The sequence below is a fragment of the Streptomyces sp. C1-1 genome (genome assembly GCF_050214755.1).
Lineage (GTDB): Bacteria > Actinomycetota > Actinomycetes > Streptomycetales > Streptomycetaceae > Streptomyces.
In genome coordinates, this window is sequence record NZ_CP189826.1 from 6964848 (window position 1) to 6988040 (window position 23193).

Below are 23193 nucleotides of genomic sequence, written 5' to 3' on the forward strand. Positions count from 1 at the left end.
AGGGGCGAGCTGTCAGGCGGGGTGGCGGGGGCCGTGGCCTGGGGGCGGGGTGAGGGTGGAGGTGTAGTTCTCGCCATCCACGAGCGGGTTCTCCAGGGTGAGGCCGGCGGCGGCCATGCGGTCGTACTCGGCGAGGATCAGTTCCTTGGTGCGGTACGAGCCGTACTTGGCCTCGTCCTTGCGGCGGACGATGGGGAAGGTGTCGAGGATGTAGTCGGCGTCTTCGCGGGATACGCCGTAGAGGTGGAAGAAGAGGGCGTCGAGTTCAGCCCGAATAATCACGCGGCGATTTTCACTCCACGCAAAAGGAGCTCGAGTGTCGCTTAGATCGCGCGCAAATTCCGCGAGAGCCGAAGTGGTGTACACGAGTTCCAAAACGCGAGGTCGAATGAGCGAGTGTGAAGTATTTTCACTGTATGGTGCGATGGGAAGCTGGCGGAGCATAGTGGCAGTGAGGTGCGAGCCGGTGATCTTCTGACGGACCAGGAAGTCGAAGGCGAACGAATTCAAGTTCGCCAAGAGGAATGCACTGAAAATTGGGGTCCGCTGGTCTGAGATGACCAATTGGCAGGTGTGGCCCGCACCCGAGTATGGGAGGATTGAGAATACGCTAGTGCGCGAGCTGCTTTTATTGTCAGTTACTTCCTTTCCGACCAGACACCAGCGGCGGACCGAGGGCCAAGATTTCTCCACGAAGGGCTCAGGGATCCAGTACCTTGGAACTCCGACGTAATCCATCGGCCGAGAGTTAGGTGATTCATTAGGTTTGGCCTTGGTGTTGAATCGCGTATCAGTAGGGACGCTATCGAAAGTCTTGGCGTAAGTATCGAAAGCGTCGAATAGCTTTGACTCGAAGACTGGGAGCAGCAATGTTCCACGTGGGGTGATGAACTGACTTTGTTGCCACTCCCCATCGAATTCTTCCAGAGTTTCTAGGGTTAGGAAGTCTGCGGAGCTCGTCGTCATGTTATTAAAACCTTGACGAGTGCGCAGCGGAAGGGCTCCGAAAAACGTTCCGCGGCGGTATGTTGCCGATGCAATCCTCGCTGATCGGGCATCGGAAAATAGCGGAAGGTTCCCCGTCTCTGGATTGAATGACAGAGCTACGCTGTGATCGAGAGAGACCCACACCGTGTCAAGGTCCGCAACGTCCTGAGCCATCACGGCTAGCTGAAGCTCCGTGGCGGGGCGCCCACCTCCGGAAAGCGTAATTAGGCTAAAGCGTTGCACGGGGGCAACGTCGGGGAACAAGAGCTTCTTGTTAACGAAGTCAGCAGCGCGCTGAAGTGTTCGATTGGTGAGCCATGCGCGGCAAATGGGCGCAAGCCGCTTGTCGGTCAAAATCCCACTTGGGATAATGATGCCACCCATCCCCTTTTCTCGCAGAATCTGCCCCCAGGTCTCAGCAAAGAGGCCGGAAGTGCTGGGCCTTGAATTTCCAGATAGTGGAAATCGTCCAGATCGCTGCACAAAAGCAGAAATTTTGGAGGAGGTGAGGCGGGCCGCTCGGAAGGCGGCGAGCAACTCTGGAGCACTCTCCGAGAGGTCCGCGATCATTTCCTTGCGGCGTGAGCTATTCTTCTCCTCCGAGATTTCTGGGTGAATTCCTTCGAAGTAGCTCTTATCGTCGACTTCGACCTGGTCCCATGGCGGGTTGCCGAGGATGCAGTGAAAACCATTGCTGCCGCCATCTTCCCCCGAGAAAATGTTAGGAAATTCCAGATACCAGTGAAAAAAGTTGTACAGAGAGCGTAGTCGCGAGATCCCGGTAAGTGTTGCGTCCTCTCTCGTGAAATCGTTCATCTTTTTAATTTCTTGCAATGTTTCGTGCGTGACGGGTCGTGAGGAGTTGCGCGTCTTGTGCCAGACGAAGGCGGCGCACCAAGCGTCTGCAACCCATCGAGCCTTTTGGTATTCGCTCGATCGTGAAAATTCTCGATAAAGAAGCTCTTGCTTGTGGACTTGTGCCAGTGAGTCAGCTGGTACACCCGTAATTTCCCGCACCTTCCGCGCGAGCGACTCAAGTGGATTGCTTGGCTCGATGGCCGGGGTTTCGAATAGCCCGAGTTGACTGGCCCGCTCATGCGAGTTCTCTGCAACCAGGTGCCCGCAGTACAGTTCGTCGTCACCCTCGGTGGGCTTCAGAGCGATATCTGGTACCCCATCATCAACGAGTTGAAGGGTAGCGCCGACAAGAGAATTGCCCTGCTTGACATGCGCGTCGAGGAAGCTCAGCGGCTTGCCCGGCTCAAGGGCCTCCAGCCACAGGGACACCTTGGCCAGGTCCACGGCCATGGGGTTGAGGTCGACGCCGTAGATGCAGCGTGCGACGACCTCGTGCAGGGCGTGGCGCACCGCGTCCAGCGTGGGCTCCGGGTTGCGTTCCCGCACAGCCGCCACCTGCTTGGCGATACGGCGGGCCGCCGCCACCAGGAAGTGACCCGAGCCGCACGCCGGGTCGCAAACCGTCAAAGACAGCAGCTCCTTGACGATCGCATCGGCCGGATCGGCCGCGCCCGATCGCGCAGCCGCCTCCTCACCGCGCCGCAAAGCATCCTCTATCACCGGGTCGAGTGTGGAGTTCAGCAGGCACTCGATCAACGACGACGGCGTGTAGTAACTGCCCGTCGTCTTACGGGTGTTGCCCGCCACCTCGACGAGCGTGAACGTTCGCTCGGCCGCGCTGTACTTCGGCTCCAGCTCCAGCAGGGACTCGTAGACCGACCCCAGTTCCTCCGCGTCCAGGTGCCGGTAGTCCACCGCCCGCCAGCGGCCCGAGCTGCCGTCCCGGACCTGGGAGAGGTGCCGTACGGCCGTCAGTAGGGCCTCGTTGGAGAGCTTCAGGTCGCGCAGCGGGGCGTCCGCCTCCGTGTCGTTGAACAGACCGCCGAGGCCGGGCAGGCCCAGTTCGGGGCGGCCCTTCTCATCGCCGAGTGCCGTGAGGACGATGCGCAGTGCCTCGTACAGGTCGCCGTGAGCCGTGCCCCGGCGCTTCCTGGCGTGCGCGCGCAGTCGTGCCGACGAGAAGTACGTCTCGTAGCGTTCGCGCGCGATGTCATCCGCGCCCGGCGACAGCAGTGCGTCGCGGTCCTCGGCGACGAAGACGAAGAGCAGGCGGTACACCATGCGCAGCAGGGCGGCCTGGAGGGGCTTCGGGCGGACGTTCTCCCGCAGCGCCGTGTTCTCCGGGTGCCGCAGGAAGCCGGTGCCCAGTGCGGTGATCGCCTCCTGGACGCCCTTGCGGAGCTGGTCCAGGGCGCGGGTGCCCGAGGCGATGGCTTCCGTGCGCCACTTCTCCAGCCAGCAGGCGGAAGGCGCAGCCCCCTCCGCGACTTCGAACCGCGACGCGTGCAGCAGCCGGTACAGCAGCACGAACTCGCTGAACAGCTCGCCGTCGAAGATCGCTTCCAGGTCGAACTCGACGTACGACGCGGTGGCGAGCGCGCTGGAGTCGCGCAGCAGGCGGACCTGGCGGCCGTTGGTCAGGACGCCCCACAGGTGGGCCTCGGTGCGGTTCAGGCACTCCTGGAGCATCGACTGGGGCGGGACCGTGCCGGCGCCGCCCGGTCGCTTGTCCAGCTCGGCGTTCCAGGCCGCCTGGTGGATGAGGGCGTGGTGCCAGCGGTGGGAGACCGGGAACTTCTTCTCCGCGTCGGAGTCGGCGGTGATGCCTGCCGCACCGATGTGCGTGAGGCGGCCGAAGCCCAGTTCCCGCCAGAGCGGGGTCAGCCAGTCGTTCTCCGCGAGCCCGGTGGGGTCGCTCGCGGGGACGCCCGTCTCCCGGTCTTCCGGCAGGCGCTTACACAGCTCGCGCCACAGCGGTTTGAGGTACTCCCAGCTGCGCTCGGCCTCGTCCCGTACCGAACGGGACGACGGCAGGCCGTAGTCGGCGGGCTTGGAACCGGGAACATCCTTGCCCTCGGAGATCCGCACCAGCATGTCGGCCGGCAGCAGCCCGCCGACCGTGTGGACGGCGGTGAACACCTGGTTGCGGGTGGTGGCGGACATCAGGCGGACACTCCAACCGGAACAGAAGCAGAAGCAGAAGCGGCGGCGGGCAGGTAGACGTAGGCGCCGAGGATGTCGGCGGGCTTCTGGGCGGTGACCGACAGGCCCCGGACGATCTCGCCGGAGGCGGTCCGCACCCGGCGGTGGGCCGCGTCCAGCTCGGCGGCGAGTTCGTCGCCGTAGGTTTCCAGGTAGCCGTTGACGTCCGGCAGTTGGCCGAGAATCCGCGTCATCGTGCGCTCTCCGAAGTGCGGGTCGGTGTTCTCCGACGCCGTCGCCTCCAGCAGGGCGGCCGCCTGCTCCGGCGCGAGCCACGCCCCGTTCTTCGGCGCACCCTCGAACGCCAGCAGGCGCGCGTCCTCCGCCACCAGCTGCCGTTCGCCGCTCCGGGACGGCAGGGTCAGGTGGAAGCGGTAGCGGACCAGCAGCAGGGTCGTCCTCGTGGTCACCGCGTCTGTCGTGATCACCCCGCAGCGGCGGGCCGGGCGGGCGCCCTCCGCCTGGGTGTCCAGGGCCGCGTTCAGGACGTGGGAGGCGAGGGCGCCCACCACCGGGTCCGTGCGGACCAGCGCCGCCTCCCCCCGCGCCACCGCCGGATCGCTCCGGAACGGGATCTCGCGGTCCTTCTCGACGACCTCCACGCCCACCACCGGCGCGAGCGCGTCCCGCAGGCCCGCCGGAGTGCCGCCGACCTGCGCCGTGAAGTCCTCGGCCGCAGCGTCGGCGACGCCCCGCAGCACCGCGCCCAGCGCCCCCAGCGCCTCGCGCACGAACGTCCGGACCTCCCCCACCCCGCCCAGCGCCTCCCGGATCGAGGCGACCTCACGGGCCACCTCCTCCGGATGGATCGAGCGCTGCGCGAACCGGGAACGGGACGTCCGCTCGCGTTCCGCCGCCGAGTTCCAGTCGCTGTCCAGCTTCGCCGTGCTCACCTTGAACGCGTCCGCGCTGAACAGCGCGTCCTCGTTCTCCCGGCCGCGCATCAGCAGCCACTCCACGATCGCGTCCGTCACGCCCGTCGACAGCTCGTCGGGGACGGAGACCGAGATGCCGAGGTCCTTCTTGATCTGGCGGTGCTTCTTGATCAGCACCTCCAGGACCTTGCCGTCGATGCCGTTGTCGTCGCCGTAGAGGGTGATGACGCGGACCTCGTCGCGGCGCTGGCCGTAGCGGTCCACGCGGCCCTCGCGCTGGTCGTGGCGGGTCGGGTTCCAGGCCAGGTCGTAGTGGACGACGGCGTCGAAGTGGTGCTGGAGGTTGACGCCCTCCGAGAGGCAGTCCGTGGCGATCAGGACCCGGCGGGCCGCCGCGTCCTCGCCGGCCTCCGCCGCCAGTGCCTCGATCCGCTCGATGCGCTGCTGCGGGGACAGTTCGCCGGTGACCGCCTTGACGACCGTCTTCGCGCCCAGCGGGCCGCGCTTCTTGGTCTCCGGATCGTTCTCCAGCTGCTCGGCCAGGTACTTCGCCGTCGGGATGTAGCGGCAGAAGACGATCGGGTTGTAGCCGTCGGCCAGCAGCGCCTTGAGGTGCTTGATGAGCGCCTTCAGCTTGAGGTCCTTCTCCGGGCCCTTCAACTGGGCGGCCAGGGCTGCCAGTTCGGACAGCCTCGACTTCACCGGCCCCTCGCTGGCCCCCGGGCCGGCACCCTCGTCCGTCTCCGCGCCCGGGGCCACGTCCATGCCTTCCAGTGCGTCGCTGTCGGCCGCGTCGCTGTTGAGCGGGGCGCCCAGCTTGTCGGCCTCCTCCGCCGACGCCGCGATCGCCGCCGCGGAGCGCGTCGTCAGGGTCTGCGCGGCCGCGGCCGGGGACGACACCAGCGAGCGCAGCAGCGCGATCGCCGACCACCAGGCGATACGGGCCTCCCGCCTGCCCTGGCCGCCCGCCTCCTCGACGCGCTCGCTCGCGTACGCGATCGCGTCGTCCAGCAGGGCCCGGTACTCGGGGGACAGCTTGTACGTCTCGTCCTTGAAGAAGCGGTCCGAGGGGAACGCGGTGCGCTCGGCGAGGGAGTCGTCCGCCAGGCCGTCCTCCTTCGTGAGGTACTGGCGTACGTCCGCGCGCTTGCGGGCCACGAAGTGCTGGGCGAGCAGCTTCCGGCCCGTCTCCGACTCCAGGTTCACGTGGGCCAGGTCCGGCTTGACCAGCCCGAGCAGGTTCCGGAACGCCGACTCCTTGCCGCTGTGCGGGGTCGCCGTCACCAGGAGCAGGTGGCGTTCGGCGTCCTGCGCCACCCGGCGCAGCAGCTCGTAGCGGAGCTGGCTCTGCGCGCTCGCCGAGGTGTCGTCGGCGGCCACGCACGTGTGCGCCTCGTCGACGATCACCAGGTCGGGGCAGTGGCGCACGAAGTCGTCGCGATGGCGCGTGGACTTGATGAAGTCCGTCGACACGATCACGTTCGGGTACCTGTCGAACAACGACTGCCCGAGGTCCAGGCCGCGCTCCAGCCGCGACACCGTCGAGGACAGGACCAGCTCCGCGTCGATGCCGAACTTGCCGCGCAGTTCCTGCTGCCACTGCTCGGCCAGGGCCGGGGAGCAGAGCACGGCCAGGCCGCTCGCCTCGCCCTGCGCCAGCATCTCGCTCGCGATCAGGCCCGCCTCGATCGTCTTGCCGATACCGACGTCATCCGAGATCAGCATGCGGACCGTCTTCTGGCGCAGGGCCATCAGCAGCGGCACCAGCTGGTACGCGCGCGGCTCCACCGCGATGCCGGCCAGTGAGCGGAACGGGCCCGCGCCCGAGCGGAAGCCGACCCGCAGGGCCGTACGCAGCAGTCCCGCCGCCCGTTGGTCGCCGAGGTCGGCCGGCTCGGGCGGCGCGAAGCGGGCCTCCTCGACGGGCTCGAACGGGAGCACGGCGGCGATGTCGTCGTCCGAGCCGCCGAGCGGGCGCAGGACGAGCAGGTCGGGCTCGCTCTCGGGGAGCACCACCCACTCGCGGCCACGGGCCTTCACCAGGGATCCGGCAGAGAACGTGAATGCCATAACGATCGTCAAATCCTTCTGATGAGCGCCTAGTCGGCGGCCGGGGAGCCGAAGTAGCGGGTGTTGGCGGCGGCGATGGCGTCCCAGTCGGCGCCGTGCGGGAAGCGGACCACGTCCCAGGTGGCGTCGAACAGCCGTTCCTCGGCGTCGGCGTCTCGCATCGCGTCAGCCTCGGCGTCCGGGCCGTCGACGAACACGGCGACGTTCGCGCCCGGCAGCCGGTAGACGAAGTCCGGTGCCGCGTTCGCCTCCGTCAGGAACACGTCCTTCTCGTCCGGAAGCCGCAGGCCGCGTGCCTTCGCCCAGCCCAGGAAGTCGCCCTGTGCGGCCAGTTCGGCCAGTGCGGACGCCGACGCCTCGACCGGCGTGGGATCAGCGGGGGACTCGGCCAGCAGCCGCCGGTACTGCTCCGACCGGGACTCCCCGCGTGACTCGCGGGCCGCCGTCGCCGACGCGAACCGCACCAGCAGGGCGGCCACCGTGTGCCGGTTGATCTGGGCGTGGTCGAGCTGGTTGCCGTAGGTGAGCAGGCACTCGTAGCAGCCGCGCGCGCAGGCCCGTCCCGGGCGGTGGGCCTCGTCGCCCTCGTCCTTGCCGTCCGCCGAGAAGTGGCAGATCTCCAGGGCGCGGCGGGCCGCCTTGGCAACGGCGTCGTCCTCGGCCTGGAGGCGGCGCAGCACACCGGCGCCGCCCTCCGCCGCCTCCATGAAGAGGATGCGGCGCCTCGGGCCGTCGTCCGGCGGCAGCAGTTCGCTGGACAGCTCGGCGTCCTCCAGCTCGAAGGCGGCCTCGATGCCCCGCTCCAGCGCGTACATCAGGGTGAGCGCGATCGGCTCGGGCAGCGCCTCGTCGAGGGTGACGACGAGGATGTTGCGGCGGTCCTCCACGAAGGGGATGACCCGCTTCTTGCGGCGCCGCTCGTTGCCGTCCTCGTCGACCGGCGGCAGCTCACTGAAGTCGCCGACCGCCTCGGCCGCGTCCTTGTCCTTCATCCAGCGGCCGTCGGCCAGGTCCAGCCAGTAGCCCGGCGGCTCGTCCGTACGGGCGCGCACCCGGCCGGTGTTGGTGATCCGGACGGTCGCGGAGTCGCCGTAGGCGATCTGCGCCAGCTGCCCGTCCGGGTCGGCGATCGTCGCGTTGAGGCGGCCCTTGCGGATGCCGTGGTCGTGGAAGCGGTACGACGTCTCCAGCCGGAAACCGGCCCGGCGCCGCTCCTCCTCGTCCGAGGAGATCCGCTCCCGGCGGGTGGTGTACACGGTGTGCAGGTGCAGCAGGCCGTAGGTCGCCGCGCCCAGAGGCTCGCCGCAGAAGCCGCAGCGGTCCTCGCGCTCCTTGGGCTCGTGGTGGTAGCCGCAGTTCGCGCAGCGGCGGGCCTCGCCCGTGGTCAGCTCGCCGGAGGAGTCCGGCGGCAGCTGGATGCGGGTGACCTGGTAGCGGGCGCCCTCGTGGTAGATGAGCGCGCCAGGGCCGAACTCGCGGATGGCGAGGAAGCGGGGGCGCTGGAGGTAGTCGCCGTCACCGCGGCGGCGGCCGATCGTCGGGATGTACGCGGCCAGCGGCAGGCGCGGGAAGCTGTAGCCGGGCAGGAAGCCCTCGGAGGCCAGGTAGCGGTAGGGGTTGAAGTCGGAGAGGACCGACTTGCTGTCGGCACTCTCGTTCATGAGGAGGTTGAGCTGTGTCTCGGCCTCGCGGCGGCGGGCGTTGGCGCGGATGCGGTCGCCCTCGGTGAGGCTGTAGTCGAGGCGCCGTTTGTTCTGGACGTACTGGTCGTCCAGGGCGGCCCGGAACAGGCTGCGCCAGCGGTCGAAGGCGCGGTCGAAGCGCTCCGCGACGGTCCGCACCTTGTCGTCGATCCAGTCGTCGTGCCACCACGTGGTGTCCGCGAAGTCCCCGAACAGCGGGCCGAGGACGCGCAGTGCCGCGCCCACCGTGCGCCGCTGGGCGCCGTCGTCGTGGGCCGCGTCCCGGATGTCCGGCAGCAGGTGCAGGGCCGGGTCCGGGCGGTCGCCGGAGTCCGGGTACGACACGTCGAGCACGTCGGGGATGGAGCGGCCCAGGCGCAGGCCGGCCTCGGCGATCCAGATGCCCTGGAGGTGGGAGAGGACCAGGTCCTCGTTGGCCAGGTCCAGGCGGGGCGGGGCCACCGCGCCCGCCACCATGCGCCAGGGCTGGCGGAAGTAGTACTGGTCGTGGCTGTTGCCCGTCGCGCAGTACGTCGTCACCAGCGCGGGCTGGCCGCTGCGGCCCGCGCGGCCCGAACGCTGGGCGTAGTTGGCGGGCGTGGGCGGTACGTTGCGCATCATCACCGCGTTGAGCTCGGAGATGTCGACGCCCAGCTCCATCGTGGGAGAGCAGTACAGGAGCTTCAACTCCGCCTTGCGGAAGGCCTCCTCGCGTGCCTCGCGGTCCTCCGGGGACACCTGGGCGGTGTGCTCGCGGGCGTACAGGCCGGACAGGGCGTCGGCGGTCTCCCGGTACAGCTTGAGGAAGAACGTGTTGATGCGCGGGCCGTCGCCGCTCTGGTAGGTGCGGGTCAGCGGGTCGTGCGCGCCCGACTCGCCCCTGCCGGCGCGCCACACCAGCGACTGGGCGGCCACCCGGTAGCCGGTCATGGCCGCCGAAGACGCCCTGCGGTAACGGCCGGCGCGCTGCGGGGCGACTTCCACCTCCTTGACCAGGCCCGCCTTGGCCAGCACCTTCAGCAGCTCCGCGATGATCAGTTGCAGGTCGTCCTGGTCCAGGTCGCGGAAGGTACGGTCGGTGCGCCGCAGGAACTTGCCGAACCTGCCCCGCGCCGACAGGAACAGGCTCGAACGGTCCGTGCCCCGCCGGGAGGGGTGCGGGTAGGCGGTGCCGACCCGGGGCTTGTCGGCGGAGGACAGCACCCACGGGTCGACCAGCCGCTCCTCGCTCGCGCGCTGCAGGGAGTCGAAGGCGTCGTCACGGAAGTACGACACGTCGATGGCGAGCGAGCGGCGCATCTCGTCCAGCAGGGCCTTCATCACCTCGGCCCGCAACGCGGGGTCGGCGTCGCGCAGCGCCTGGTGCGTGCCCTCCCAGCGGTCCTGCTTGTCGGCGACCCAGCCCAGGTCCTCGTAGTCGATCTCCAGCAGGCCCGTCTGCTCCAGGTTGGGCATGGTGATGCGCCAGCCGCGCTCCAGGTCGAGGTAGAGCCGGAAGGCGACCACGTCACGCAGCGTGCGGGCGGCGTTGCGGGCCAGCGACGGCGGCAGTTCGGTCTCGCCGGTGTAGTCGGCGGGGGCGATGGCGAGCGCGTTGGTCACCTCCGAGGCCAGTTCCTCGTGGTGCAGGCCGTCCTCGCCGGCGTCCAGGGCCGCCCGGTACAGGGCCCCGCGCAGCTGGGTGATCTGCACGAAGTCGTTGAAGTGGCCGGCCTGGAGGGAGGCGTCTTGGCGGTTGTCGACGAAGGTGAGGAGCTTGCGCGCCCTCGGGTCGAGGGCCTCCTCCGGCACCGACTTCAGCGAGCGGACGATCGACGCCGACACCAGCGAGGTCGCGGAGGAGCGGCCCTCCTGGTCCAGTGTCGCCAGCTTGGCGAAGTCCCGGCCGCGTGTCTGCTCGTACGCCACACCGCAGTGCAGGCAGAACAGGAACGGCGACGGGATGAACGCGGCCTTCAGCTCACCCTGACCCTCGCGGCCGAACGTGTCGACGGTGACGGCCTTCGGCACGCGGTCGCGGTAGGCGCGCTTGACGACCTCCTGACCCTTGTCGTCCAACTCCAGCCAGGACTCCGGGAGTCGGCGGTCGTCCACCGCGTACTGCACGTTGGACGGCCACTCGCGCTCGTGGTCGACGTAGAGGTAGCCGTCGCCCTGGCGCCCGCCGGTCGCCGAGGTGTCGCGGCGGGCCTCGTAGCGGACCTCGCCGTCCTTCTCCGTGCGCCACACCGTCAGGTACTCCTGCCCGCACTCCCGGCAGAAGGCCAGCGGCATCAGCAACTTGCCGCCGCTGCCGGGCTGTTCGAGCTGGTAGGAGCGGGTCAGGTGGCGGGAGGACTTGTCCTCCAAGGTGACGTAGACGGTGTCGCCCTTGGACAGGAACTGGTGCAGGCGGAACGCGAACAGCGGCCGTTCGTTGCGCGGGTTGAGCGCCTGCGAGCCGGCCTCCAGCGTCGCTCGGATCGCCTTCGCGCACTGCTCCTCGTCGACACCCGACGTCTCGTGCAACTCGCGCGCCGCGACCTCGATCTGCGTCGGCGGCCGGCGTACGAGGCGGCCCGTGGCCTCGTCCTCGACGAGCCCGAAGCGGTCCTCGATCCAGCGGGCCAGCGGGTCGCGCGCCAGGTCGTCGTAGGCGCGCGGGGCGGGGGAGGTCAGGCGTTCGGCCGGTACGGTGCCGGGCGCCTCGCCCGTCGCGCGGACCAGGGTCTCGCCGATGACGTGCTCGGGGCGGACCGTCGTACCGAACAGCGTGCTCGCCACACCGGCGACCACCTGCCGCTGGTCCTCCAGCGTGCCCTCCGTCGACATGGTGGCCGACGTACCGATGCACTGCACGTTCTCCGCCTGGCAGGCCTCGCGGACGCGGCGGATCAGCAGGGCGACGTCCGCGCCCTGGCGGCCGCGATAGGTGTGCAGTTCGTCGAAGACGAGGAACTCCAGGCCCCGCGCCATCCTGATGAGGCTCGCCCGGTCGGCCGGGCGGGTCAGCATCAGCTCCAGCATCACGTAGTTGGTGAGCAGGATGTCCGGCGGATTGTCGCGGATCTCCTTGCGCTTCTCGTCGTCCTCCTGGCCCGTGTAGCGGGCGAAGGTGACCGGCTCGCGGCCCGCGCCGTAGCCGTCGCGGAGGAACTTCTCCAGCTCCCGCAGCTGGCTGTTGGCGAGCGCGTTCATCGGATACACGATGATCGCCCGCACGCGCTTCGGAGCGTTCGGGCCCTCCTCGTCGCGCTCGTGCAGCACCTTGTCGACGATCGGCACGATGTAGGAGAGCGACTTGCCGGAGCCGGTACCGGTCGTCAGGACGTACGACGCCCCGGAGGCGGCGGCGTCGATGGCGTCGCGCTGGTGCCGGTGGAGGAGGAGCGGCCGGCCGTCGCAGACGGTGCCGCCCTCGGTCTTCTTCGCCTGGAAGATGCGGGCGCACTCGGAGTGCAGCACCTTCTGCTGGGCGAGCTCGACCACGGTGCCGCCGCCCTGGAAGAACGGGTTGAGCGACAGCCAGGGGTTCGGCCACTGGGACTTCTCGTCCAGGTCCTTCTCGACGTACGCCTTGATCCGCTCGTCGCGGATGACGGTGCCGCCCTCGGTGAAGGAGCGGTAGTCGCGGATCAGGTTCTGGTGGACTCCGAAGACGTCCATGCCGGCGCCGGAGCCGGTCACCGGGGTGGGCTGCTGCGGCAGAACGGTCGCGGGGGCGGGGGCGGCCTCGCGCAGAGGGAGGGTCGGGTCCCGCTCGATCCATGCGGGGACGAGGCAGGTGTCGTCCGCGGGCACGGCGAGGGGGAGCAGGGCGTCCCGCACGGTCACGGCGTCGGCGGGGCGGTCCGCGGGGTCCTTCGCCAGCAGGCGGTCCACGAGGCGGGCGAGTTCGGCGGGGACGTCGGCGCGGATCGCGCGGACGGGGCTGGGGTCCTGGTGGACATGCCGCTCCGCGAGCTCGTACGCGGACTCGCTCGTGAACGGGGGAACGCCGACCAGCATCTCGTACAGCACACAGCCCAGCGCGTACAGGTCGGCGGCCTGGGTCACCTGCTTGGCCTGGCACTGCTCCGGCGCCATGTAGCGGGCGGTGCCCACGCTGACGCCGGTGCTGGTCAGGCGGGTCTGATCCGGGTCGTCGACGATGCTGCCCATGCCGAAGTCGAGCACCTTGACCGTGCCGCCCCGCGTGAGCATGACGTTGGCGGGCTTCAGGTCGCGGTGGACCACGCCCTTCGCGTGGGCGGCGGCGAGGCCGGCGGCGATCTGGGCGCCGATGGCGGCGGCCCAGGCGACCGGGAGCTGCGGCTCCTCCTCGATGAGGTCGCGCAGCGACTCGCCGTCCAGGAACTCCATGGCCAGGTAGGGCAGGTCGTCGCAGTCCGCGGCGATGCCACCGGCGACAAGCCTGGTGATGTTGGGGTGATGATCCAGCTGGCGCATGATGCTCACTTCGCGGGCGAAGCGCTGCACGGCCTTGGTGTCGCCGCCGGTGTCGATCCGGCCCCCCGTGCGGCGACGCAGGATCGTCTTCACAGCGACGGTGCGTTCAGGCGAGTTCGTGGGAGCACTGAGGTCCTCGGCCTGGTGGACCTCCCCCATGTTGCCTCTGCCGATGACGCGCCCGATGCGGAATCTGCCGCCGACGAGCTCGTGGGTCACTGCCGCTCCTCTGCCTACTGCTCGCGTTCTCGCGGTTCCGAGACGGAACGCGCCCCCTGATCTGCTGCCGCACGGCCCATCGTGTCAGAACAGACAGTGAGGCAGTCGTTACCGTACACGACGACTCAAATATTTCATAGGTTTCAATCCGTTGACATCGTCAACGCGTCACCTCTAGCCTCACCGTGAAGTGAGCGGGGGTGGGTGGTGTGCAGGATCGAACCGTCGGCGAAGTGGCCGCGCCCGGCTTGAGGGCCGCAGTGGGAGAGCTGCTGTCTCGGTTGCGGCGTGCCGCTGTGAACGGCGTCGTGTCCGAGTCGGTCTTCGCGCAGAACGTGCAAACCCTGGGGCTCGGCCAGGCCGAGCGAGACCGGCTGCGGCACGAGCTGGTCCGACTGGGCCTGCATGTCCAGGACGTGCATGTACATGTAGACGCGGACTCTCCGGATGTGGAAAAGGTTGCACGGATTCGTGGGGAAAATGTGTTCCCCGATGCTGACCTGGTGCAAGCGCTGCTGCTGCGCTACGCGGACACCGACGGATACGTGCCCTCCAGAGCGGTGGACGGCGTCGCCCGGCTGGCCGGACTCGGTGCGCGACAGACGGCTGTGCTGAGGGCCTGGGCAAAGGTCCGCGACACCGATGGAGACGCTGCGACAGACGATCCCCGCACGGAGGAGACTCGGCCCGAAGGCGAGGGGGCAGAGCCGCCGGCCTCCGAGGAGCCGGGGGCCGGGGCGGAGGGCCGGGACATTGCCGCCGCCGTCGTAGCGGCGCTGGCCGTACTGGAGGAGGACCGCTTCCGAAGACGTCCCGGAGACTCTCTCCTGAAGGCCGAAGCCGAGGTCGGCCTCGCCGTGCTGCTGCGCGGCGGCGCGGAACGCATGGGTCAGGAGCCCGACGCCGAGGAATTGAGCGGACTGCCGTCCGGTGATCTGAGGATCAGGGCCCGCGACTGCCTGGTCCTGCACAACCAGCGCCTTGTGCACTCACTCATCCGCCCCTACCTGGAACAGGGCTTGGACTACGAGGACCTCTTCCAGGTGGGAGCGCTCGGGCTGATGAGAGCCGCTCGCAAGTTCGACCCTGCCAAGGGCTACAAGTTCTCGACGTACGCGACCTGGTGGGTGCGGCAGCAGATCACCCGGACCATCGCGGACGAGGGCGCTCTCATCCGGATCCCGGTCCACATGCACGAGCAGATGCGCAAGGTGGCTGCCGCGGAACGCGCCCTCGCCGCGCAGGGGCGACCCACGCCGGCCGCTGACGTGGCGGTGCAGTGCGACATGACCCTGCGGAAAGTGGAGGAGATCCGGAAGCTGAGCCGACGCACCGACTCGCTCGACCGCGTCATCGGTGACGGCGCCACGCTCGGCGACTTCGTCGGGGAGAACCACGCCCTGCCGTCGGTCGAGCAGGAGGTCGTGAACGCGCTCCTGACGGAAGACGTCATGGCCGTCGTGGGTACCTTCGCCGAACGTGACGCCCGCGTCCTCGTCCGACGCCTGGGCCTCGACGGCGACGAGCCCTCGACCCTCGACGAACTGGGGCGGGAGTTCGGTGTGACCCGGGAGCGCATCCGGCAGGTGGAGAGCAAGGCCCTCTCGGCATTCAGGGCGCGCCTGCGGATGGCTGGGGTCATCAGCGCGTACGGGGGCCGGGACGGACGGGAAGTCGACGGAGACGGGGAGCAGGAGCGGTTGGCGAAACGGCGTGCTCGTGGCAAGGACTCAGCTGTCGTTGGCGCTGCCGGTACCGCCGCTGCCGTCGAGGAACCGCGGCGGGACGAGGAGTCGTGGGCGGAGCCCGCCCTGTCCCCGCCCACACCGGATGAGGAGCGATCATCCCGGATCGAGGCGGAGACAGCGGTGGCGGAGGACAGCAGGGGAAAGCGGGCGCCCGATGCTCTCGCGGAGTCGGCGGCTTCGGCACCGACGCCCTCGGCGCTGCCGACGCCTTCGGCGCCTGCGACACCTTCGAGCGTGCCTCCTCCCGAGGCTGCCCCGCCGAGCGAGGCGCCGAGCGTGGCATCCGGCGAGCCTCAGCCCGTGCAGTACACGGCGGACTGGGACAAGGCGGTGCGCATGGCGGCGACGTTCGAAGGAGGAATCGACTGGCTCGCCGGGTACGCGCTGCTGGCGCTGGGCCATCCCCAGCTCTCGGTGATCCTCGGACCCTCCGCCGCCGCGGACGTGGTGCGCGCGGCACGGGAGCGGCAGGCGCCGGACCAGCAGGTGCTCGCGGCCCTGGAAGTGCTGCAGCGCGTCTTCGACAGCGTGAAGGAGGCCGGTCTGAGGCCAGAGGACTTCTTTGAGCGGCAGGCCGAAGCTCTGGTCGGTGTGACCCCACGGACGTACCTGGCCAGGCGGCCACTGGTGAACACCGAGTCGCGCATCGCCGTGCGCGACGCACTGCGGGAGTTCGTCGCCGGGCTGCCGAGGCATAAGGAGGCCGCGGAGTCGTCGACCGTGACTGAGAAGTCCGCGGACGGCAACTCGTCGGGCCCTTCGGACGACCAGCCTGTGCGACAGGCCCTTGTGTGCGACGGCGCCCCGTCGCCCGAGGACGAGGAGAACCCCACGCAACTCCGGGCCGTAGTGGACCGCCGCATCGCCGAGGTGCGCCACGCGTACGAGGCGCAGATAGTGCGCGTACGGCACGAGCACCAGGAGCGGCTGACCGAGGAGCGGAAGGCCGCCGACGACCGGGTCGCCTCTGCCGAGGCGGATACCGAGCGGCAGCTCGACGCCCTCGAAGAGACGCTGCTGCGCCGCGTGGACACCGCATTGCTTCGTCAGGAACGGCATCTGCGTGGGCAGGCCGAGGAGAGCCTGGCGCGGCTCAGGGAGGAACACCGCAAGGCACAGCGCGTCATGGCCGAGCGAGCGGAACGCACCGCGGAGGAGACGCTCTCCGCCACCCCGCGCACCTCCCGCGACGAGCAGCAGGTGGCCGTGGCACGCCTGCGCGCCGATCAGGCCGAGCAGCGGGCGGCCGAAGCGAACCAGCGGGCGGAGGAAGCGGACCGACGCGCGACCCTTGCCGAGCAGCGGGCGGCCGAAACCGAGCAGCGAGCGGCCCGCGCCGAGCAGCGAGGATACGAGGGCGACCGGCGGCTGCGTCGTTACCGCGAGGAGACTGAGGCACGCATCGAGGCACTCGAGGAGCGGCTGCGACTGGCCGAAGCCGAGCTGAGTCGACGAGACCGTACCCTCATCGCGGCCCGCCGGGAGACGGCGGCGCAGGTGGAGGCGGCGGAACAGCGGGCTGCCCAGCGGCTTGCCCAGGCCGAACACAACGCCTGGGCCCGCATCACCGAACTGCAGCAGGAACTGGCCGCGACGCAGGCAGCCGGCACCGACCGCACCACGTTCCTGGACCGCTGGCGCCGGACCTGAAACGCGCGCGGCCCACGTCCCCGTACCTTGAAGGAACAGCATGGACCCCAGACAGGAACTCGTCGCCTACCTCCACAGACAGCTCGTCGGCCCGGTGGGAGGCGACGAGGAGACGCTCGACGCCCCGCCGGACCGGCAGTACCTGATGGGCACCCTGTATCCCCAGGACGCGGATCTGCAGCGTCAGTTGGACCTGGCCGGCGAGGAACCGGACGGTAGCGGTACGGAGAGGGCGGCCGAGGACACCGCTCCCGCCGCCGACCCCGTCGCGGAGTCGAACTCGTGGCTGCCCTCCTCGCTCGGCCTCAGCTTCTACACCGACGCCACCACCGTGGAGATCCGCTGTTCCGGCGCCCGCTACCAGACCCGTTCCGGTACGAGCGAACGGGGCCGGAGCTGGCAGCGCATCCCGCTGCCGGCCGAGACACACACCCTTGGCGCCGACCGCGACCAGGTCACCGTCCTCGACACGCGCGCCGAACTCCGTGTCAGGCGTCGCGTGTTCGGCACCGGGCAGCTGGTGACCGTGGCTCTGGTCAACGCGGCCCGGCACGAGCCGGCCCTCGGCAAGGCCGCCCAGTGGGACCGCATGCTGTTCCAAGTGGAGCTGGAGGTACGGCCTGTCGACGGCAGGGTGCTCCAGTACCCGAGCGTCCGCCTCGCCAGCCGCGACCCGGAGGAGCAGGAACTGCGCCTCCAGTACCGGCACGTGCGCACCCACGCCGTGGGACACGGCTGCGCGGTCGCGGAACAGTACGACGGTGCGGGGGACCAGGTCACGGCGCTGCGCGCGGCCGTCATGCCGGAGGCGGAGGTCACCGGCGTACGGGCGGCGGGCCCCAGCGGCACGCCGGTGCTGAACCTCGGGCACCTTGCCGACCCGGACGTCTCCGCCGACCAGCTTCGTGAGGAACTCTGGGAGTTCGCAGCCGACTACCGTGCGTGGTACGTGGGGCAGCTGAACGCGGACATCCCCGACTGGGGACGGGCGGCCGCCGACCGCGTCCTGGGGCGTGTCGCCGACGCCGTCGCCCGCATCGAGTCAGGGGTGCGCACCCTCTGCGATCCGTCCCGGCCCGAACTGCTGCGCGCCTTCCGTACCGCCAACCACGTCATGGCGCTCCAGATGCGCCACTCCGCCCCGGACCTGGCGGGGACGCGCCGGTCCCGCCGCGACGCCGTCCCCCCGCACCCGGAGCCGGCTCCCGACGCCGCCTGGCGCCCCTTCCAGTTGGCGTTCTTCCTGCTGGCCCTGGACGGAGTGGCCGACCCCCGGCACCGGGACCGAGCCGTCACCGACCTCATCTGGTTCCCGACCGGCGGTGGCAAGACCGAGGCGTACCTGCTGCTCGCGGCCTTCACGATGGCACTGCGCAGGAGTGAACCCGACGGGGGCGGCACGGCCGTCCTCAGCCGCTACACCCTGAGCCTGCTCACCACCCAGCAGTTCCAGCGCGCGGCCACCACCGTGTGCGCCCTCGAAACCCTCCGCCGGGCGGACCCGGCCGGCTACGGCGAGGAGCCCTTCTCGATCGGCCTGTGGGTGGGCGAGACGACCACACCGAACACGTACGAAAAGGCCCGTGCCGCCTTCGACGACGTACGCGCCGCCGCCCGGCCCGACGACGTGTTCATCCTCGACCGCTGCCCCTGGTGCGGCTCCCGCATCCTGCCCGCACACAAGTCACCCGACATCGGTGACTACGGCGTGCGCGCCGGAGCGGACTCCTTCGCCTTCTTCTGCCCGCGCGAGGAGTGCGTCTTCCACGACGAGCTGCCCGTCGCCGTGGTGGACGAGCAGCTGTACGACCGGCCGCGCACGTTCGTCCTGGGCACCGTCGACAAGTTCGCCCGACTGGCCTGGGAGCCCCGTGCCGGAAGGCTGTTCGCGGCAGGCGGTACACAGCTGCCGCCGTCCCTCGTCATCCAGGACGAACTGCACCTGCTCACCGGCCCACTCGGCACCACGGTCGGCCTGTACGAGGCCGCTGTGCTGGGGCTGTGCACCCGGCCCGACGGCATCGGACCCAAAATCGTGGCGTCGACGGCCACCATCCGCCGCTCGGGGGAACAGGTCCGCGCCCTCTACGGCGGTGGCGTCCAGCTGTTCCCACCCGCCGGGCTCGACGCCCGCCACTCGTACTTCGCCGAACCGGACACCTCACGGCCCGGCCGCCGCTACCTCGGCGTCATGGCCCAGGGGCACACGGCGGGCCGCGCCGCCGTCGCGGTCGCCGCCGCCATGCTGCAGGGCGCGTGGGAGCTGCCCGAGGAACACCGGGACGCCTACTGGACACTCGTCGCCTACCACCACAGCCTGCGTGAACTCGGCCGGACCGTCACCGCCGCGGCCGATGACATTCCCGCCCAGCTCGCCGGCCTTGAATCCGGCCTGGAAACACGGAAGTTGATCGATCACCAGGTACAGGAGCTGACCAGTAACCTGCCGCGTGCGGAACAGCCCGTGCTGCTCGACCGGCTCGAGAAGCGATGGGACCATCCGGAGTCGGTGTCCTTCCTGCCCTGCACCAACATGCTGTCCGTCGGCGTCGACGTGAAGCGACTGGCACTGATGCTCATGCAGGGGCAGCCCAAGACGACGGCCGAGTACATCCAGGCCACCAGCCGTGTCGGCCGGCATGCCGTCCCCGGCCTCGTCGTCACCTTCTTCAACGCCACCAGGCCGCGGGACCGTTCGCACTACGAGACCTTCGACGTGTACCACCGCTCGCTGTACCGGCATGTCGAACCGACCAGTGTCACTCCGTGGTCCGTCCCCTCGCGCCGCCGCGCCCTGCACGCCGCTCTCGTCATCCTCGTACGGCACCGCCTCGGCCTCGCCGCGGAGAACCAGGCGGGGGCGATACTGCACCACCTGCCCGGCGCGGAGGCCCTCGTGGCGGAACTGGCGGCGCGCGCCGAGGCCTGCGAACCCGCTGCGGGCGACGCCGTCCGCAAGGAACTGTCGGACCTCCTCGCCGAGTGGGAGGAAGCAGCGCGCGCAGCACGCAAGGACGGCCGCGAGCTGTACTACCGCAGTCAGGGCAAAGGCCAGTCCAACCTCATCAAGAGCTTCGAGCAGAGATACGGCCTGTGGGAGACGGCCAACTCGATGCGCAACGTCGACCGGGAGTGCCAGGTGATGGTGAAGGGAGCAGACCTGTGAGCCGCACACTGCGGGTACGCCAGTCCCAGACGGTGGTGCCCTTCGGGGTCGGAGCCGTCTTCGACATCCAGGGCGAGTCGTTCGTCGCGACCGGAATCGGCGACTGGCCGAGCCGCGGCAGGCAGCGGGTCGACTCGCCCCGGCTGGCCTCCCGGCTCGGGGTGACCGGTTTCTACGCCGCCCCGGCGACGGACAACGACCGGTTCGACACGCCGGACGCGCCCGGGGCGCCGTACATCCGCTTCCCGTCCTGGCTTTTCTGCGGCTCCTGTCGGCGCATGACCAGGTGGCGCATCGCGGACGAGAAGCCCGGGCGTCCGCCGCGCTGCCCGTCCTGCTCGCCGGGGCGGGCCCTCGCGCCCATGCGGTTCGTGCAGATCTGCCAGGCCGGACACCTCAGCGACGTCGACTGGTGGTTCTGGGCCCACTCCCGGCAGGACGCGGGCGAGCGCCGGCAGTGCGGCGACCGCGACAAGCTGCGCTTCCTGGTCTCCGAACGCGCCTCAGGACTCGAAGCGCTCTCCGTGGCCTGCACCGCGAAGGGCTGCGGAGCGGCCCGGGACCTGCTGGACATCCTCGGTACGCACGGCATGCGCTGCTCAGGACGCAACCCCTGGCAGCGGGCAAGTGAGGCCGTGGAGTGCGAGAAGCCGGTGCAGGTGGTGCAGCGCACCGCGGGAAACCTGTACTACCCGATCGTGTATTCGGCGCTCGACATCCCCGAGACCGATGCACCGGCCGTCACCGACGAGGCGCTCGCCGCACGGGTGCGCGGGCACGATCTGTGGGTGTCACTGTGCAGAGGGGCCGACTCGCCGCGGGCCGGGGTCTTCCGCTCGATGATCCAGGAGGACACCGGCGCCGACGACCAACTCCTCGACGCCCTCCTCGCCGAGGAGACGGGCAGGCCCGCGCCATCGACCTCCGCTGGGACCGGTACTCCCGACCGGCCCGACCTGAGTCGGGAGGAATGGGAGGCCTTCACCGCTCCGACACCGCCGGCCACCCGCGACTTCGCGCTGCGAGAGACCACGCTCGGTCTCGCCGGCGAGACCGCCGACCCCTGGGCGGGTCTCAGCCGCCGGTTCGGCCGGATCGTCCTCGCCGACCGGCTGCGCGAGGTGCGCGCCCTGTCGGGTTTCACCCGGGTCTCACCGGACGCCACCAACGTCCCCGCGGACACCGCGCGGCGCCTGAGGTGGCTGCCCGCCGTGGAGGTCTTCGGAGAAGGCATCTTCCTCACTCTGGACAAGAGCGAACTCGCTGCCTGGGAAGCGGACATCAGGGTCGGTCGCCGGATCTCCGGCATGCGAGCCGACCTCGACCGCTCCTTCCAGAAGGACCGTCTGGAAACCCTGACCGGACCGGAACTGTCACCGCGATTCGTGCTCCTGCACACCCTCGCGCACCTGCTGATCCGCCAGCTCTCCTTCGAGTCCGGATACACGACGGCGAGTCTGCGAGAGCGCGTCTACGCACGTCCTGAGCAGGATCAGTACGGCATCCTCGTCTACACGGCCGCCGGAGACGCGGAGGGAACCCTCGGCGGTCTCGTCCAGCAAGGTGAACCGCCCCGGCTCGCCGAGACCCTGCTCCGGATGACGGAGGCCGCGGCCTGGTGCTCGGCCGACCCCCTCTGCGCCGAGCACACCGGCCAGGGCTTCGGCAACCTCAACCGCGCGGCCTGCCACGCCTGCGCGTTGCTTCCCGAGACCAGCTGTGAGACCGGGAACACCCTCCTCGACCGCGCCCTCGTCGTCGGGGGCGAACGGGTGCCCGGATACCTGGAGTCCATCGTCACCGCGGCCCGCGCCGCGGCAGCAGGCGCCGTGGAGGAGATGTGACCGTCACCTATCTCGACCTCACCCAAGAGCAGCGCTCCTGCCTCGACGATCTGCCCTTCGACGGCAACCACCTCATCAGCGGTCCGCCGGGAAGCGGCAAGAGCCTCCTGGCGGCCCAGCGAGCCGTCATGCTCGCCCTGACGGGAACGCCGGTGGTCCTGCTGACCTACTCCAACCTGCTGCACCAGTCGCTGGCCGGAGCCGTCCACGCCCTGGGACCCGCGGACCGCAGCGTGCGGGTGCGGACCGTACACGCCTGGCTCACCGAGTGGTACGGCGGGAAACCGCCCGGCGGCCCGGACGGCTGGTTCGACTGGCCCACCCTGTACGACCGGGCCGCGGCGACCGACCCGCCGCCCGGCCTCACCCTGGTCGTCGACGAGGGACAGGACCTGCCACCGGAGTTCTATCGTCTCTGCCGACTGCTGGGAGCCCGCACGACGGTGTACGCGGACGAGTGTCAGCGTCTGACCGACACCAACTCCACACTCGTCGAGATCGCCGAACGCCTGGGGCGCTGCGCGCGGCACGAACTCGACGGCAACCACCGCAACACTCGGCAGATCGCCTCCTTCGCAGCTCACTTCCACACCGGTGCGGGCCTGCCTCCGATACCCGAACGGGACGGCCCCCCCGCGCGACTGCATCGCCTCCCACAGCGCGGCGCCGCCGACCTGGTGATGCTGCTCGCCCAGCAGCACCCGCGGCACACCATCGGCGTGATAACCCACTCGAAGCACACTCAGTTCTCCCTGCTCGGCACCCTGCAGAACAAGGCACCCAGGCTCAAACCACAGCTCTACACCTCCGATGCCTGGAAGGGAGGCCGCTACCACCGCCTGGACCTCGGCCGTCCCGGGGTTGTCCTGGTCCATCGCCGAAGCGCCAAGGGCCTTGGCTTCGACACCGTCGTCATTCCTGACACGCACACCGACGCCGCCACCGATCCCACCTCGGCCGCACTCCGCATGGAGTACTACGTCATGGCCACGCGAGCCCGACACGAGCTGCATCTTGCGTACGAAGGCGACTCCGAGCCGCCGCTGCTGGCGCAGGTGGGACCAAGCGTGTTGCTACGCGGTTGACGCGCCTGGAACGACACAGGCTCGGGAGCGCGCGGGTCTCGGTCCGCGCTGATAGCGGGCTGAAGTCTATGTCGGAACCGGTGCACTGCTCGATGGGAGTGGGGCGCACCCGTGCTCACGTAGCCGTCAAAGTAGCCGCAGAATTGGTCGCCTGGCATGTTTGTACATGTCATAGCGCTGCGGTGATTCTCCCCGGCGTACAGCCCGACTCGTCTGCCGCTCTTTATTTCCGCAGGTCAGAGGGCACGTTAACTCACTGAACAAACTCTCCGGGTCGAATCCGGGTCGAATCCGGGCTGTAGGTATCGTCGTTTCTGTCTGCTGCCCCTGCGGCATGTCCGGGCATTCCGGGTGTCAAATGTGGTCCAGTGTCGCTCTG

At 69.5% G+C, this 23193-nt stretch carries 7 protein-coding genes; 4 read left to right on the forward strand and 3 right to left on the reverse strand.

The window, feature by feature from the left end; genetic code table 11:
* Nucleotides 1–12: 12 nt before the first annotated feature.
* The 3 genes from ACQF4J_RS31720 to ACQF4J_RS31730 are packed head-to-tail and all read right to left on the reverse strand — an operon-like array spanning nucleotide 13 to nucleotide 13321.
* A complete protein-coding gene (locus ACQF4J_RS31720; RefSeq protein ID WP_427167360.1) occupies nucleotides 13–4008 on the reverse strand; it encodes an Eco57I restriction-modification methylase domain-containing protein in 3996 nt (1331 codons plus the stop codon).
* Nucleotides 4008–6992 carry a helicase-related protein gene (locus ACQF4J_RS31725; protein WP_427167361.1) on the reverse strand — a complete coding sequence of 995 codons (2985 nt, stop codon included), beginning with the start codon at nucleotides 6990–6992 and terminating at the stop codon, nucleotides 4008–4010. Before ACQF4J_RS31725 ends, ACQF4J_RS31720 begins: the two co-directional genes overlap by 1 nt.
* Before the next feature lie 29 nt (nucleotides 6993–7021).
* Complete coding sequence (locus ACQF4J_RS31730) at nucleotides 7022–13321, reverse strand: protein kinase domain-containing protein (RefSeq protein ID WP_427167362.1); 6300 nt, start codon at nucleotides 13319–13321, stop codon at nucleotides 7022–7024.
* 503 nt (nucleotides 13322–13824) lie between these two features.
* Here ACQF4J_RS31730 and ACQF4J_RS31735 point away from each other — a divergent pair.
* Genes ACQF4J_RS31735 through ACQF4J_RS31750 form a run of 4 tightly spaced genes read left to right on the forward strand, consistent with a single transcriptional unit; the run spans nucleotide 13825 to nucleotide 22814 of the window.
* Complete coding sequence (locus tag ACQF4J_RS31735) at nucleotides 13825–16719, forward strand: sigma-70 family RNA polymerase sigma factor (RefSeq protein WP_427167363.1); 2895 nt, start codon at nucleotides 13825–13827, stop codon at nucleotides 16717–16719.
* Between the two features lie 40 nt (nucleotides 16720–16759).
* Complete coding sequence (locus ACQF4J_RS31740) at nucleotides 16760–19885, forward strand: helicase-related protein (protein ID WP_427167364.1); 3126 nt, start codon at nucleotides 16760–16762, stop codon at nucleotides 19883–19885.
* Nucleotides 19882–21729, forward strand: coding sequence for a DrmB family protein (gene drmB / locus ACQF4J_RS31745; protein WP_427167365.1), 1848 nt, complete (start codon nucleotides 19882–19884; stop codon nucleotides 21727–21729). The genes ACQF4J_RS31740 and drmB overlap by 4 nt, the downstream gene beginning before the upstream one ends.
* A complete protein-coding gene (locus ACQF4J_RS31750) occupies nucleotides 21726–22814 on the forward strand; it encodes a DNA helicase (RefSeq protein ID WP_427167366.1) in 1089 nt (362 codons plus the stop codon). The genes drmB and ACQF4J_RS31750 overlap by 4 nt, the downstream gene beginning before the upstream one ends.
* Nucleotides 22815–23193 lie beyond the last annotated feature (379 nt).